Genomic DNA, 14,083 nt, shown 5'->3' with positions numbered 1-14,083 from the left:
TCGCCAGAACACCACTCACAGTAAGAATGTGAGTTAGTAGTAGTAAGTAGTTAGTTAAGTGTTAATTAGATATTGTAGTAGTAGTAGCTGGAGTAGACAAGGAATGTAACAGCCACGCCCCGAACCGCTGGGACGGCTGAAAACGGTGGTTTGGGGGAATCGGCACGGATGGGGTTCGGACGGCTTCGTCAGAACAGGGCGAGAAAAAGAAAATCCGAGTTGCAGGGGGCGTCCCTACCAACCCCACTCGTCGTTACGCTGGTCGTCGGGGTGGTCCGGCTCGTCATCGTCATCCTCGCCGGTCTCCCACGTCGTGATGCTCTCCACGCTCTCTGCTCGGACGGCCAGTCGGACGTTCTCTGGTACGTTCATACATATCAATTATTTTATGAGTGCTTAAATATTGCTTGTCTGAGTCACCAACTCAGTAAATCTGTGAATTGGTGTGGTACTGCGGTAGAAAGCGAGTCCCCCGGTGCTTCCGCACAGCGGACGCGGTGGTAGCACATGAATGGTGCCCGGGCCGGAGGGAGCCCGGGCGAGGTCGAGCGCGCGTCTGCGGGAAGAGGTGAACGATGTGACCGCGCTCGGTGATGTTCTTCGACAGATTTGGTCGTTAGACGGTGCTGTCAAGGCGGCTCTCGCCGCGTTCTAATGTAGTCTCGTTGACCTCTTAAGTGGCGTCACGGTCTGGTCTCGTCCATCACTCCCGCCGGGACGCAGATAACCCTCCATGAGTGGCCGCACTCGCAGTCGTGTGATGACGAACCTGTCTTGATGTGCATTTCTTCCTCGCACTCGTGACAGACGAGAGTTCCCGGTCTCGCCTCGATTAACTCCTCGGGACTGATTGTTGAACGGTCGGGAACGTCGTAGCTGGTGTCCATATCTTCCTCCCATCCTTCGTCACCTTCAGTACCGAGTTCGTTGCCGGGTTCGTCCGGTTCGTCCTCGTCGTCGAGCGCGTCCCGGGCATCGTCAGGGTACTGGTCTTCGTGATTTGTTCGGATGAAATCGGGCCGCTCGTCTTCTGTATCGTCGGACATCGACCCCACCAACGGACGGCCCCGATATATCAATTTGTCTATATGGTCGTTCGATTTTCATGCGAGTCCGGCGTCGGTCATCAACCGGGCGGCGAGGTCGTCGGGCTCACGGCCCAAATAATTCGCTCGGAACGTCTCGGCGTCGGACCATCCGCCCCAGCGTCGCACGAGGTCGAGGGCAACAGGGCTGGCGAAGAGCTTGTAGTACGTCGATGTTGCCCAGCTACGTCTGAGGTCATGGCACGACACCTTGCGCCAGTCGTCGTTGCCAGTCTCGTCGGCAATCGCTTCGACTGCCTCGTCCACCCATCGGGAGAGGGTCTTCGTGGTCACGTCGCACACGGGCTTGTCGGCCCGACCGCCGCGCGTTCCCTGCGCGGACGACAGCGCGTAGACGAGTGTCTTCAGGCGCTCGCTGATGGGGCACTCTCGGTAGCCGGTCTTCGACGCCCAGATGCGGAGTTTGTACGCTTCGTCGTCAGCGTCGAGTTTCCGCACGTCCTGCTTCGCCACGCGCGTCACCTCGTCGGAGCGGAGCCCGGAGAGCATGAGTCGGACGGCCACCTCTCGCTGGAGGTCTTCCGCGTAGTACGAGGCGAGGCGGCTCTGTTCGCTCTCGCTGAGCCAGCAACGGTACTCGCCCTCGCTGTTGGGCATCGGTTCAATCTGCATTATCGCTTCACCGTGATGGTCGGGTAGTAGTTCCGGTGCTCTCCAACGAGGACCACTTGCACTCCTCCGTCGGTAAACAGGTCTCGGAGGTCATCGTACTCCAGTTTGATTTCACCACCATTCTCGTCCCAATCGTAGCTTGGTTCAGCCATGTCGTATCTACCAGAATATTCGGGAAATGGGACTATAGGTGCTCCCACGAGTTCGTGAGAGTAGGGGTTTGGTGCGTCAACGAGCGAAAAACGGGGCTGTGTGAACGGTCAGCGTCGGAAAATGGGTCATAATCAGACGTATCGAGCAGGCGGGATTCGAACCCGCGTTCCCGGTGTTGCCGTGGTTCGGCCTACAGTCCCGTTCGAGAGTCCAACCGAGCCGTGGGCGCAGTGTACACGTTCGCCCGGGGTTGCTCCGAATTCAACTTCTGCTCGTGCGGCAACGGCACTGAGGATTACCTGACGCGCATTTAGGAGTGCCACGTCACCTTGTCGTTCACCGCCGCCACAGTCTCCAACCGCACTACAGCGCATTTTCTGGCTGTGACGCCGCAGGTCAGATACGCGCGCGGTCGGAGTACGTCAACATAGTGTAAGCTGTTGGAGTGCTTAGGTTCTTCTTCGAACCGATGTCGATGTAGAACAAGTGGAACGGCACGGCACAGTGCGAATATCTTTTCATTCGCCGGGGAAAATCATCTGGTATGGTAGATTGGTCCCGTGGTGAACCCGTACCTTCGCTGAGAGAGAGGGTTATTCAGGTGTTGGAGGAAAACGAGGGTGCTATCTGGACACCGGCAGAGATGAGGGGAGAACTGTTTCCCGAGTTGGAATTCCCTACGGGTAGCTCGATAGATGTGGAATATATTATGCACGCCCAGATAATTAATCAGAAAACTGCGCTAATCACATCCGTTATGGAGTCACTGGTTGAGGAAGGGATACTTGATAAGCGCAGATTTAGGGTAGACACAATTGCCGAGATAACCCGAAACGAAGCGGAATATGAGCAAGTGGCCGAAAAGATGGGTGACGAAGCCGTTTTTGATGATAGGATATACTACCGATTGAACGAGGGCGCTCTGGACTAACCGGCAAGCCACGCAACCCGGGCTACCCGCACGGGCGAACGACGACCCGAGGGCGACCAGACCACGAGCCCTCAACTGGTTCAGAGATGAAGTAGTACGTGAACCCGTCTGCGTCCGTCCACGTCGGCCCGACGAACGCGTGCTTTGGCGGCGTCGGCTCCCACGTCGGTTCAACTTCGTCACCGATGTCGAGGATGTGGAGCAGGATGACGATAGCCAGCGTAATCGTCACCAGCACCATCCGAACGGATTCGACGACGATGTAGAACGCGTGCTTCATCGAGATTCCCCCGACCACGGAATCAGAGACAGGGTGATTACTGAGAATGGTTCTTCTTCATCTTGACGAGCTTCTGGAGGGTCCAATATCTCCCATTCTATGCTTTTCGGCTCAATCTCGTCGTCTACGATAATTCGAACCTCGTCAGCCTCGGATAGTCCCTCGATATGCACTCGCTTGATGTTCGATTTCCCCATCATCGTTCGTAGTCCACGCTGTCGAGGTTGTCGTCACATACGAGGCGGTTCGTCGCTACGATGGCCGAGTTGAGCGGTTCAGGGCACGGAAATCCACCTGCCACGACCTGCAGTTGCCCCAGCTTCTTGTGTAGCTCGACCAGTGCGTCGTCTCGGTTCTCCCCGGTACCGACCATTCGGTAGGCGTGGCAGGCGGCCACTACCCGCCCTTCGTAGTCGGGGTCTTCGACGACCTCAACGAGCGGGTCTTCGTTCGGGACCCAGCCCGGGTTCACACGGAGGACCGCCTCCTCCAACTCTCGAACCTGCTCCAGTCGCTTCTCGTCCTGTGAATCCATACATATACACTATCTGATAGGATTATAAGTGGCGTCACGGGTCGAAACGATGTCCGATATGTGGAACTAATCCGACCCCGGGCGCTCGAACTCCGCCTGCCACTCGACGAGCGCATCACGGGCACCTGCAACATCATCGAACCCCGCGCGGTCGAGCAGGAGGCAGACCACCTCGGTCGTGTCGTCCGGCGAGATGGCGACCATCTCCGTTTCGTCCTCAGAGTCCTCGTCCCCGAAGTGGGTATCTCCGTCAACTCCTACGAAGACGTAGGCCGCGCTCTCGCCGGGGGACGCCCAAGTGCGCTTCTCGCCGCGTCGGATGATGGCCATACTACGTGTTCGAGAGAGGTCAGTAAGAGAGCACCGTCGCTAAAAGTCTAGCACGCGGAGTAGACTTCATGTAGGCTCATCGCATCTATTAACGATAGTGATTGACCACATACTAGGCATTTTGTTGTTCGTGGTTTTTCTAAGCTGTCTCCCTGCCCCTCGGTATCGGTTGTATGAACAGGCGTTAGTCCTCGTTGTAGGGTCCGTACTCGGAGTACTGCTGTTCGCCGGACGGCTTCTAAAGCCGGTATTTGCCCTGTTGAAAATCGATATGCAGAGCAAGCTCGTTTCTGGTATGATTGTCATCTCAACCTTTGCCCCGCGTGTTGGAGATTATGTACTCACACGCGGCTTCGGCCTCTCCCGTATTCGAAGGGTCTTCCACAGTAGTGTCGGTGACGAGATGGTGGGATTCAGGCGAGACATGCGTTTGAAGTACGTTCGTGGAATCGAAGTGTCTGAAGAGGCACCGAAGAAGGCGGAGTTGCTCTCGGATATTAAGCGCACGAGGACCGAAATCCGACGGAGACATACCATCGGGGAGATTCTGATTGGTGTCAGCGGTAGCGCACTCGCTCTCTTCGTTGGCTCGTTTACCATCCTCGGTGGGCTCGCCATCCTATTATCTGTATATCTGCTGGTGTTCCCGATTTCGATGTTCCTACGCTCGGTCGTCGTCGATACGCTTGCCTACTCCGGCGAATTGGTAGACGAGGATGAGGAGGAAATCTTGTATTTGTACAACTGGCCCACCGCCACGCTGGGGTTTCAGCAGGGGTGGAACCGGATGCTACTAACGAACGAAGCCGTCATCCACAAAATCATACTCGTGAGCTACCTCAAAGGCGAGTTCGTGTTCGGATACGAACTCGGAGAGGAACTCATCGAGAAGGTATTGACAGGTGAGATGGAATTAGAAGAGGCTTTCGACGAACTCGTGTACGACCACATCGGGGAGGACGCACCAGAAGCACACATTTTCAGACGCGTTGTCAAGCGTTTCCTCGGAATCTGACTGGGTTCGGTCATCCCTGCACGTCGGATACGTATCAGTAAGAGAAAGCCCCATCGTGGTCAGAACCCGTCACGGAGAGTAGCGACGACCACGATGGCGGCCCCAATTGCACCGGGCACGAGCCAAGGGAGGATTGTGGCCACAGTCTCAACGAGGTTCTGCTGGACAGGATAGAACGGGTCGCCCGGTTGGAGGGCGGCGGGCGAGGCGAGGAGCGTATCGAAGAAGACGATGACGACCAGCACCATGATGGTCGTCCCGACCGCGCCGACGACGTACTGGAAAAGACGGTCGCCACTCATACTCGAACCGAGTGTGTTAGGCGATAAAACTGTTCCGCGCGCAGTCAGTTCCTCGTAGACGATTTTCGGTGGCAATAACTACGTACGGGCCCGGATTTACCGTCACTCGTGGTCCATATCCAACTCTTCTTCAATCCGCGTCAGTCTGTCTTCTATCCGTGCTACCCTCTCGAATAGGTTATCGAAATCGGGTTTTTCCTGACAACCACGGATATGAGTTGAAATGGTCCCTCCTTTTGGGAAGTGTGCCGCACACCACGGACAGTTCGGCATAGACGGTGTGGAAGCGACACGAATAATAATCTCTAGGATACCGACATCCAGTACCGCGTCCGATGCCCCGGGTATTTGTAGGACCAGATTCTCGGTATGAGTAACGTGGCCTCGGAACAGAAACAGCGCGGACAGACCTACACTCCCGAATCCGTCTCATCTTTCCTCGTGGAGTGGGCTGTCCGTGATTCGAGTGATACGGTATTGGAGCCCTCCGTCGGGGAGGGACGCTTCGTGTTCGATGCGTACGACCGCCTCCTCGACCTCGGTGCGTCCGAGGACGCCGCCCGAGGGCAGATTTACGGGGCGGACATCGACGAGGAGGCCGTTGAGACGCTCCAAGAATCGGCGCGGGAACAGACCGGCGCGGAGTTCCCGCACGTCGGCGTTGAGAACATATTCGAAGCGGACTTTCCCGAGGTGGATGCCCTCGTCGGGAACCCGCCGTACGTCATCCGCCATCGCTTCGAGAACGCTGAGAACGTCATCGAACAGTTCTCCAACGAGTACAATTTCTCTGACCAGAGCGACCTCTACGTCTACTTCCTACTTCAGGCGACGGAGTTCCTCGCTCCCGGTGGGAAGATGGCGATGATTGTGTCGAACTCGTGGATGAAGCGGAAGTACGGCGAGGAGTTCAAGCGGTTCCTCCTGAACGAATTCTACGTCCACGGCCTCATCGGGTTCCAAGAGCGCGTTTTTGATGACCTTGCGAACGCCGTCTGCATCCTCGCAGAGAAGCGGGAGAACACGATTCGGATGCCCGCTACGAACGACGTTCGGTTCGTGCAGGCCGACAGTACCGACATCTTCGACGGAAGCGGGTCGAAGTCGCTCGACGACCTGACCGATACGGCGGTGCAGGCCGCCCGGGTTCCCCAGCGCGCGCTCGGACCGGAGGACTACTGGGACATCTGGCTCCGCGCGCCGGACGTGTTTGAGGCCATCAAGGGGAGCGAAGATTTCGTTCCGCTCTCGGAGTTCGCAACCCCGATGATTGGCGTTCAGACGCTTGCAAAGGACTTCTACATCATCGAAGAAAACGACGCCGCGCGGGACGACATCGAGGATGAGTACCTCCGTCCGATTGCGTACTCGTCCCGTGACCACCAGTCGCCCGTCGTTCGAGCGGAAGATTGCTCGTACCGCGTCTTCTGGTGCCCAACCTCGAAGGAGGAACTGGCGGGGACCGCCGCGCTGGAGTACATCGAGGCGGCGGAGAACCGGACGGTGGAGAAGCGGTATAGCGACGAGACGTACGACGGCCTCCACAACAAGACTCGCATCCGCAACGCCAGTCGTGACCCGTGGTACGACCTCACCGATGAGGCCGTGAGTCGGCTCCCCTCGGAAATTCTACTCCCTCGGCGCGTGTACCAGAACTACACCGCCGTCTGGAACGCCGACGCCGTGGTGCCGAACGAGAACTTCCTCGCCACGACAGTCAAGGATGAGCGGTATCTCAAGCCACTTCTCGCCTACCTGAATTCCCACCTCGGGGAACTCTGTCTCCGCCTCGCCGGGCAGGTGTACGGTGGCGGCGTGTGTGACCTGAACGTCTCGTCATCGAAGACCATCCAGACGCTCGACCTCGCCGCCCGCACCGACGACGAGTTGGAGACGCTGGTCGATGCGTTCGACGAGTTCGTCGAGTCCGAAGACCGGAGTGTCCTCGACGAGGCCGTGTACTCCGTCCTTGGGTTCAGCGACGTGGAGCGAGAGGAGATTCGGGAGGCGCTCGACCTCGCCATCGACGAATCGCTGAGTAAGGGCAGTTAGAGTTCGACCTCGTGTTGGTACACGAGTTCGTCTCCGGCGGGCTCGTCACCGCTGGTATCGTGTTTCCCGAACGCTCGGAGGTCTCCCGGGTGGTCAGAGAGCCAGATGTACGAGCCGCCGCCAATCTTCATCAAGTGGGTTCGGAAGCGTCCCACGTCGGGGAACATCGTGATGAACACCACGCGGAAGCTGGCGGGGCCGTCCGACCCGTCGCTCCAACCATCGATTCCCTGTCTCCGCTCGTTCAGGTCGTCAAGGAGCGTTTGGATGCGGCGGTCGGTGAACGGCCCACGGCTCGTTACCGACTCCAACAGGTACAGAACTTGATTCGCCTCGTCGTAGGCGATAGCGTCCGGGTACACCGAGAGCCGGAACGAGAGCCCATCGAAGCTGATGGGTAGTTCCTTTGCCTCGATGTCCTCTCGCTCGGACTTGTCCAGCCCCTCGTGAACGAGGACCGGCGACTCGGCCAGTCGCGGAACGAGGTCTCGCAGGCCGTCGGCAATCAGTTCGGCGTGTTCGCCCGCCGCGCGGTGTAGTTCTTCGTCGTGGTACGGGAGCGAGACCGTTCGACCGCCGTCTTCCACGGGGTCGGGTTCGCTGATGACCTCCTCCAGTTCCGCGTTGTTCAGGTACTCACGGAACTCTTGTGCGAGGAAGTAGTGCGTCTTCGGACTGTTCGGAACCGGCTCGTCGTATCCGAGGACACCCTTCTCTCGGAGAGGCTTCAGCGCGTCTTTCCGTACGCTCTCCCGCGTGTTTTCCCTGTAGCCACCTGCCTCGATGATGGTCGTCGGCTGGAACGCATAATCGGGGAGATTGTATCGAGTATCGTAGTCTTCGTAGAACTCCCGAGAGGTGATGAGACGCATTACCGCCAGCATCATACTGTTCATCTCGCTCTTCTGGACGCCGTACTCTCGTAGAGCCCGCCGAATTTGGGCCTCAGATAGGTCGTAGTCGATGCCGTCCGCAGACTCGCCAGACATACGGACCACATTTCAGTGGCAGTGCATGAACCTGCCGGACTATTCATGTTCGATGTGGCCACATCTGACGAACAAACGTGGTTTTGAGTATCCTCTGCACGCAATTACCCCTGATTCAGCGCGTCAGATTTGGTTATCCATGCCTGTGTGAGCGAATGTAGTAGTTCAACGCGTGTTCAACGACGACGAGTGCCCCCGGTGCAGGGGACAGGTGTGTGTATGTCCGAACTGCCCTACGCGCCCACGCGTGCGTGCGGATTCGGCTCAATCGTCGTTTTCGTCGTCGTTGAGCTTGCTCCGATGGGTTCCACAGTAGATGGGCTCTCCTCGGGGATACCGAGCTTCCTTCCCGCACTGGTCACCCTTCTTCGTGGTCGCTTGGCACTGGTGGTACGTGTCGTCCACGTCGTCACCCGGGTCGGCCCGCGCGTCCACCGCGTCCTCTCGGTCGAACACGAATCGGCCCTTGTCCCCGATGCTATCGTACTCGATGGTGGTTGCGCGGATGTTGTTGAGGCGGTAGAGGACGTTCTTAATCTGCATCCAGCCCACGTTGTCTTCCTTGAGGCCCGCGCCGATGACAGCCTTCTTCTTGGACTCCTTGAGTGCGAACAGCACCATCCGGCGGATGTCCTTGGGGATGTCCTTCCCGGTGTGCCCGATGACGATGAGATGGCAGTCGTACTTGCGGAGGAGCTTGATGAGTCGGGAGAGTTCTCGACCCGAGTCGATGTCGTCGAACTGGAGGACTTGGGCGGCCTCGTCCCAGAGGAACAGCTTCGTTCCGTCCGTGGCCTCCAGCCACGCTTCTAGCTCCGTCCACGACTCGACATCCTCGAACGGGTCGGACGTGTTGTTCGAGGCCACCGTCAGGCCTCCCGGGTGAATCATCCGCGCCGCGTCGATGACCGAGTAGCCGAAGTCGGTTTTGCCAACACCCGTCGGTCCGACCGGAGGCGGCGGAGCGTAGATGACCAGATTGAGCATATGGTCTCTGTCGTCGGGCTTGAACAACTCCTCGACCGTCTTCAGGAACGGGAACGACGACGCGTCGATGCGCTCGTCCTGCCGCCCGGAGATGCCGCGCATCACAGATGACTTCCCGTGCATGTTCGCATCGTGTGCGAGTTGCGATTCGAGGCGGTCCATCAGCCAGCGGTACTTGACTGACTCTCGGTAGTCGTCGGGGAGCACGTTGGACTGCTTGCCGTACAGCCGGTACGCCGTGAGGAAGTCCACGAGGAACGCCAGCGTCTCCTTCGTGGGTGCGCTGAGTGTCTCGGGGATTGCCCCGGGTTCGTCCTCGGCGGCCTTCTTGCGGAGCGCGCGCCGGAGTTCTTGGACGGCCCAGTCCGCCGCGTCACTACTCATCGTCGTCACCCGGGTTGCCCCGCTTCACGGCATCAAGGACGATTTCACCAGCCTTGCGGTCGGCGTCCACCTCGGTTGTATCGGTAACCTCGATGTCGCCGCGTCCGATGTTCTCCATCGTCTCGGCCTGCTCGATTTGCTCCTCGAACTTCGCCTCCTCCTTGATGACGGTGCGCTCTCGAACCTGCCGCCTCTTCTGACGGAACTCGTCCAGAGCAGGACCCTTGAGCTTGTTGTACAGTTCCTTCGCACCGGCACCCAGAATTTGGAGGTGGTCGGGGATGTCCGGGTCTTCGGGACGGTCCCCGTCCGGCACGATGAGCTTCTCCTCGGTGTCGATGCCACGAGCGGCGAACTTCGTGCGCCCGGAGAGCTTGTGCTTGTCCCGCATCGACCCGCCGACGATGGTGTACTCAATCCACTCGTCTTCGGGGATGAAGATGGTGTCAAGGACGTTGTTGTCGAGCCCGATTAGCTCGACCTCCACGTCCGTCGAGCGGATACGGCCCTTGGCGATGGGCCAGATGCCGTACTTGATACCGAACCAACCGCCGACGCCCCCGAGCAGGGTGATTTTGTGTACGTCGGTGAACTCGGGAAGCGTCCAGTACCCGAACGCGGCCCCAGCCCACGCTACGAGACCGCCGAGGACGAGGATGTAACGCCAATCGGTGATGAACCGGAGGATGACCTCCAGCCGACTCCGACGCCCGTCTACGATGCCCTTGACGTTGTTCTGTGGCGTCATGCACTCTCACCGTCCTTCTCGTGCTCATCGTCATCCTCGACCGCCTCGATGCCGAATCGGAATCTCTTCGGGAGCTTGATGCCGTCGCTCGTGTACGGCGTCCCCGTGTCCATTTTGCGGAGACGGTAGACGAACGAGAGTGCGCCGAGGGCGAGGAACCCACCAGCGAAGTACAGGAACCAGACCCACATAGGGCGATTACTGTCGAAGAACGTCTGACCACCATCGGGCGAATCCTTGCTTTCCAATCCATAGACGTGGCCATCGCCCGGGTCGAATGAGATTGCCTGATAGGTAGGGTCTTGGTCAGATGGCGTGGCTGGAAGGACGAGCGTGTAGGTCCCGCGCGGGACGGTCACAGACTGTTTGTCTCCAACGTTGTCTCCGTTAAATACCCCTGTGGCGTCCGTGATGGTGACGCGCGTCGTCACCCGGGCACGAATAGTGACCTCGACGAGTCCGGCGTCGTTGTCCCACTCGGCGTCGGTGACGTAGAGGTTCGGTCCGATTTGCTTGAGAATCCTGTTCTCGGACGGCTTCTCGGCGTCCTCGCTCTCTTTGAAGACCTTCCACAGGTCTTCGGCGGTCACGTTCAATCCGTCGGCCTGCCCGCCGCCCGGGGTCTGCGTCTCACCTCCGTTGTCCGGTGTCGGCGTCTCCGTGGGAGTCGCCGTCGGGGTGGAGGTCGTCGTCTCGTTCGGCGGCGTCGTAGGAGTGGTCGTCCCCTCCTGCGCGCCGACCGGGACGGACGCGGAGACCACGAGCGACAGGAGCAGAGCGACTGCAACGGCTCGTACTACTGTCGTCATAGTGTAAATAATAAGATGCTTCGGGACCCTTTAAGCGGTCTCACGACCGCCAGAGGGTGATTGACTGCCTATCGCCCGCCGAGGAGGGCGTCGATGACAGAGCCGATGCCCCGGGAGGCGAACGCGTAGGCGAATACGAGGACGACGAGGAGACCGGCGAACGAAGCGAACACGCCGTCAACACACCCGATGATGGGGTAGCCGTCCGTGCAGGACGACCCCGCACCGCCGCCACCGTTGTCAGACTCGAATGTCTTGACAATCTCGACGTTGCGCTCGTTCACGCGCTCCACAGTTTCGGTGTACGTAGAGGCGTTGTACGGGTCAACGCGCGGCGTCCCACCGTGGCCGATGCGGTCTACGGATGTGCCGTTCCCGTCGATGATGTCGTTGAACCGGAATTCACCCTTCACGGCGATGGTGGCGGGCTCGGTCTCAACGACGATGCCGTCGGAGGTCATCTTCTCGACCTGCTGGTAGTACACGACGTACACCGGGCCGCCCAGTTCGGTCGTGTTGTACGTGGTGTTCGTCTGCCACTCACCACCAGCGGGCGGGTTCATCGTCCAGATGTGGCCGCTGTAGGTCTTGTCCTGCGGGAGGACAACCTCGTTGGAGGTCTGTGCGTTCGCAAGGACGCTGGAGCCCGTCTGCACCTCGACGACCGCCGTCGAGCGCAGTTCGTGGCCCGTCATCCCCGCTTGGAGGTACTGCGCGTCGAAGAACGCAATCGAGCCGGTGTCCTCAGCGTCGAACGACTGAGTGAACATCTGCTCGAACGTCACGATGTCCGTGATGCTAATGGCATCCACCTGAAGCTGATTCCAGACCTCGTGAGCGTAGCCGGAGTTAATGTCGCCCCACTCGTTGAGGAGTTCCTGCCGGTCAGCCTCCTGCTCGGAAACCATTCGCTTGGTGAAGGAGTAGAACTTGCTGTAGTGGTTCGTGCCAGAGGCACTGGTCACGTAGCTGGACGTATCTGCACCCGGATTGTTGTTGTCGTAGTGAAGCTCCGTGTAGTCCACGAAGTAGTTCCCATCGATGGTGGTGAAGGACGCATAGTCGTTGAACTGCATCCCGTATTGCACGTTGTGGACGTAGTTGTCGTCGAACGTGATGCCCGTGTCACCCATCGCCGTGAGGGGGGCGTGGAGGTTCCTGAACTCGTTGTTGGTGACCACAACACCGTTACCCATCATGTTCGCCCCGACGTAGCCGGAGTCGGTGCCGTTCCCTATGACGACGAATCCCTTGAGGACGGAGTTGTCGTACATCTGGAAGACAGCACCACCATCGTCGTTGATGACTGCCTGTTCATCGGTGATGAGAGTCACACCTGCCGGGACGGTGACTGAACCAGAGACGGTGTAGTCACCACCCTTCACGTAGACCACATCGCCTGTGCCGGTGCCGTTGAGCCCGGCGGATAGGTTAGCGAATCCAGTCGTGCCGTCATCATCAACGATGCGAGTGGCCGTGGACTCGTTGAAGGTGCCCCAGTTGGTGACCTGCTCCGCCTCGTTGTAGATGGTGCGTCCGAGAATGGGCACCTCTTGGAACTCGCCTGCCGGGTCTTCCATCGTAATCGCAACGTTGTCACGGAAGTCGTAGGTCGTGCCGTTCACGGTGACGGTGGCGATTTGGACGCTCGTCTCCCCGATGGAGTAGGCCGTACCGTTGGCTGTGTCGTTCGCTCCGGTCGGGACCGAGAACGTGATGCCGCCGCTGGTGTCCACCTCGCTCCCGTTCACGTAGAAGTGGACGAGAGACGACTGGTTGACCTCAACGAGCTTGTTGTAGGTGTTCTCCGCGTTGCGAACGTCCCGGTTGTACTTCCCGGCGAGGCTTGCCTTTCGCTGGTCGTACGCGTCATCGATGGTCGTCGTACCGGCGTTCACGAAGTCGGACTCCGTGCCGTTGTTCAGGTACACGTCGGCGGCCTGAAGCTCGGATTCGTGCCAGACGGGGCGCTTCGAGAACTCCTCGGTGTTGAGGAGCGAGTCGATGAGGCGGTCCTCGTTGGAGCGGGTGTCCACGAGGGTGACGACAGTCTCGTACGTTCCGTTGTCCGTCAGGTCCTGCAGTTCGTCGCTGGAGAGGGAGGTGTCCTTGTCCCAGCAGGCTTCGTTGACGACGTTATCGTAGATGGTGTACGGGATGAGGAATCCGCCGCCGACAGCTATGTCGTCCGCACACTCGTGGAAGCCGTCGAGGTCGATGTCGGCCCGGGCGTTCTCCGTGAAGAGAGCCACTGAGCCGACGACCGTCCCCGAGAGGACGAGCGCGGTGAGAACGAGTGACAGCACTTGGTCACGCCGCATCATCGCTTACCACCTCTCCAGCCGAAGAGGACGAGGATGGCGGCGAGGATGAGCCCGGCGACGACAGAGTTCGCTATCTTGTTCTCGTCGAGGGTGACCGAACCGCTACCGCTGGTGTCAGCGAGCGACTCGCTGATGTCGATACTTGCGTCGTTGATGTCGAGCGTCGTGAGGCCAGAGCCGACGGTGTAGTCGGCGGTCGCCGTGACGTTCCCGCCGGAGTCCACGTACTCGAACGTGACTGTAGTCCCGTTCGCCAGCGTGGTACCGAACGAGCCGTTGGCGATGAGGTCGTGGTTCTGGTCCGTGCCGTTGACCAGCACGTTCAGCGCACTGGCGTTCCCGGTCGTGTTGGCCGTGGCGTTCACCGTGTACGAGTCCGTCGTGTCCGTGGACTCGGTGGTGGTCGTAGTCGTGGTCTCCTGCGCGGCGACCAGACCGACCACTCCGGTGAGCGCGGCCACGAGCAGGGTGGCCACGAGGAGGGCGCTCGTCATCTTCTGGATGTTGCGTTCCATGATTGGAGGGT

Annotated in this window: 17 protein-coding genes and 1 tRNA gene; 3 read left to right on the top strand and 15 right to left on the bottom strand. The window is 59.2% G+C overall.

What is annotated here, in order from left to right:
* Positions 1 to 234 precede the first annotated feature (234 nt).
* The 5 genes from IEV64_RS04830 to IEV64_RS04810 form a co-directional block, all read right to left on the bottom strand.
* On the bottom strand, positions 235 to 372 hold the full coding sequence (locus IEV64_RS04830; protein WP_188423323.1) for a hypothetical protein: 138 nt from the start codon (positions 370 to 372) through the stop codon (positions 235 to 237).
* 311 nt (positions 373 to 683) lie between these two features.
* Entirely contained in the window at positions 684 to 1,046 is a 363-nt protein-coding gene (locus tag IEV64_RS04825; RefSeq protein WP_188423322.1) for a hypothetical protein, read from the bottom strand.
* Between the two features lie 57 nt (positions 1,047 to 1,103).
* Positions 1,104 to 1,718: a site-specific integrase gene (locus tag IEV64_RS04820; protein ID WP_188423321.1), complete on the bottom strand. Its 615-nt coding sequence runs from the start codon at positions 1,716 to 1,718 to the stop codon at positions 1,104 to 1,106.
* Positions 1,718 to 1,870, bottom strand: coding sequence for a hypothetical protein (locus tag IEV64_RS04815; RefSeq protein WP_188423320.1), 153 nt, complete (start codon positions 1,868 to 1,870; stop codon positions 1,718 to 1,720). Before IEV64_RS04815 ends, IEV64_RS04820 begins: the two co-directional genes overlap by 1 nt.
* A gap of 141 nt (positions 1,871 to 2,011) precedes the next feature.
* Positions 2,012 to 2,146, bottom strand: a tRNA-Val gene (locus tag IEV64_RS04810).
* Positions 2,147 to 2,415: 269 nt separating this feature from the next.
* Here IEV64_RS04810 and IEV64_RS04805 point away from each other — a divergent pair.
* Positions 2,416 to 2,802, top strand: a complete 387-nt coding sequence (locus tag IEV64_RS04805) for a hypothetical protein (protein ID WP_188423319.1) — start codon at positions 2,416 to 2,418, stop codon at positions 2,800 to 2,802.
* A gap of 22 nt (positions 2,803 to 2,824) precedes the next feature.
* Here the strand turns inward: IEV64_RS04805 and IEV64_RS04800 are convergent, their stop codons facing one another.
* From IEV64_RS04800 to IEV64_RS04790, 3 genes are all read right to left on the bottom strand, one after another.
* Positions 2,825 to 3,082: a hypothetical protein gene (locus tag IEV64_RS04800; RefSeq protein ID WP_188423318.1), complete on the bottom strand. Its 258-nt coding sequence runs from the start codon at positions 3,080 to 3,082 to the stop codon at positions 2,825 to 2,827.
* A gap of 196 nt (positions 3,083 to 3,278) precedes the next feature.
* Positions 3,279 to 3,617, bottom strand: a complete 339-nt coding sequence (locus IEV64_RS04795; protein WP_188423317.1) for a hypothetical protein — start codon at positions 3,615 to 3,617, stop codon at positions 3,279 to 3,281.
* Positions 3,618 to 3,683: 66 nt separating this feature from the next.
* The gene (locus IEV64_RS04790; protein ID WP_188423316.1) at positions 3,684 to 3,947 is read right to left on the bottom strand and encodes a hypothetical protein; all 264 of its coding nucleotides are present in this window, start codon (positions 3,945 to 3,947) and stop codon (positions 3,684 to 3,686) included.
* A gap of 295 nt (positions 3,948 to 4,242) precedes the next feature.
* Between IEV64_RS04790 and IEV64_RS04785 the strand changes: the two genes are divergently transcribed.
* Complete coding sequence (locus IEV64_RS04785; RefSeq protein ID WP_188423315.1) at positions 4,243 to 4,962, top strand: hypothetical protein; 720 nt, start codon at positions 4,243 to 4,245, stop codon at positions 4,960 to 4,962.
* A 59-nt stretch (positions 4,963 to 5,021) separates the two neighbouring features.
* Here the strand turns inward: IEV64_RS04785 and IEV64_RS04780 are convergent, their stop codons facing one another.
* On the bottom strand, positions 5,022 to 5,264 hold the full coding sequence (locus tag IEV64_RS04780; protein WP_188423314.1) for a hypothetical protein: 243 nt from the start codon (positions 5,262 to 5,264) through the stop codon (positions 5,022 to 5,024).
* Between the two features lie 369 nt (positions 5,265 to 5,633).
* Between IEV64_RS04780 and IEV64_RS04775 the strand changes: the two genes are divergently transcribed.
* Complete coding sequence (locus IEV64_RS04775; protein WP_188423313.1) at positions 5,634 to 7,316, top strand: HsdM family class I SAM-dependent methyltransferase; 1,683 nt, start codon at positions 5,634 to 5,636, stop codon at positions 7,314 to 7,316.
* Here the strand turns inward: IEV64_RS04775 and IEV64_RS04770 are convergent.
* The 6 genes from IEV64_RS04770 to IEV64_RS04745 all read right to left on the bottom strand — a co-directional run bounded on the left by IEV64_RS04770 (position 7,313) and on the right by IEV64_RS04745 (position 14,072).
* Positions 7,313 to 8,305: a BsuBI/PstI family type II restriction endonuclease gene (locus IEV64_RS04770; RefSeq protein WP_188423312.1), complete on the bottom strand. Its 993-nt coding sequence runs from the start codon at positions 8,303 to 8,305 to the stop codon at positions 7,313 to 7,315. The genes IEV64_RS04775 and IEV64_RS04770 overlap by 4 nt on opposite strands.
* A gap of 264 nt (positions 8,306 to 8,569) precedes the next feature.
* Positions 8,570 to 9,676, bottom strand: coding sequence for a hypothetical protein (locus IEV64_RS04765; RefSeq protein ID WP_188423311.1), 1,107 nt, complete (start codon positions 9,674 to 9,676; stop codon positions 8,570 to 8,572).
* Positions 9,669 to 10,424: a hypothetical protein gene (locus IEV64_RS04760; protein WP_188423310.1), complete on the bottom strand. Its 756-nt coding sequence runs from the start codon at positions 10,422 to 10,424 to the stop codon at positions 9,669 to 9,671. Before IEV64_RS04760 ends, IEV64_RS04765 begins: the two co-directional genes overlap by 8 nt.
* Entirely contained in the window at positions 10,421 to 11,233 is an 813-nt protein-coding gene (locus IEV64_RS04755) for a DUF8063 family protein (protein WP_188423309.1), read from the bottom strand. Before IEV64_RS04755 ends, IEV64_RS04760 begins: the two co-directional genes overlap by 4 nt.
* A gap of 68 nt (positions 11,234 to 11,301) precedes the next feature.
* Positions 11,302 to 13,554 carry a right-handed parallel beta-helix repeat-containing protein gene (locus IEV64_RS04750; protein WP_188423308.1) on the bottom strand — a complete coding sequence of 751 codons (2,253 nt, stop codon included), beginning with the start codon at positions 13,552 to 13,554 and terminating at the stop codon, positions 11,302 to 11,304.
* Entirely contained in the window at positions 13,554 to 14,072 is a 519-nt protein-coding gene (locus tag IEV64_RS04745; protein WP_188423307.1) for a hypothetical protein, read from the bottom strand. Before IEV64_RS04745 ends, IEV64_RS04750 begins: the two co-directional genes overlap by 1 nt.
* Positions 14,073 to 14,083 lie beyond the last annotated feature (11 nt).

Origin of the sequence: Haloferax sulfurifontis, from assembly GCF_014635105.1 — an archaeon.
GTDB lineage: Archaea > Halobacteriota > Halobacteria > Halobacteriales > Haloferacaceae > Haloferax > Haloferax denitrificans.
Note: the sequence above shows the minus strand (reverse complement) of the source record. Positions and strands in the feature narration are given on the sequence as shown.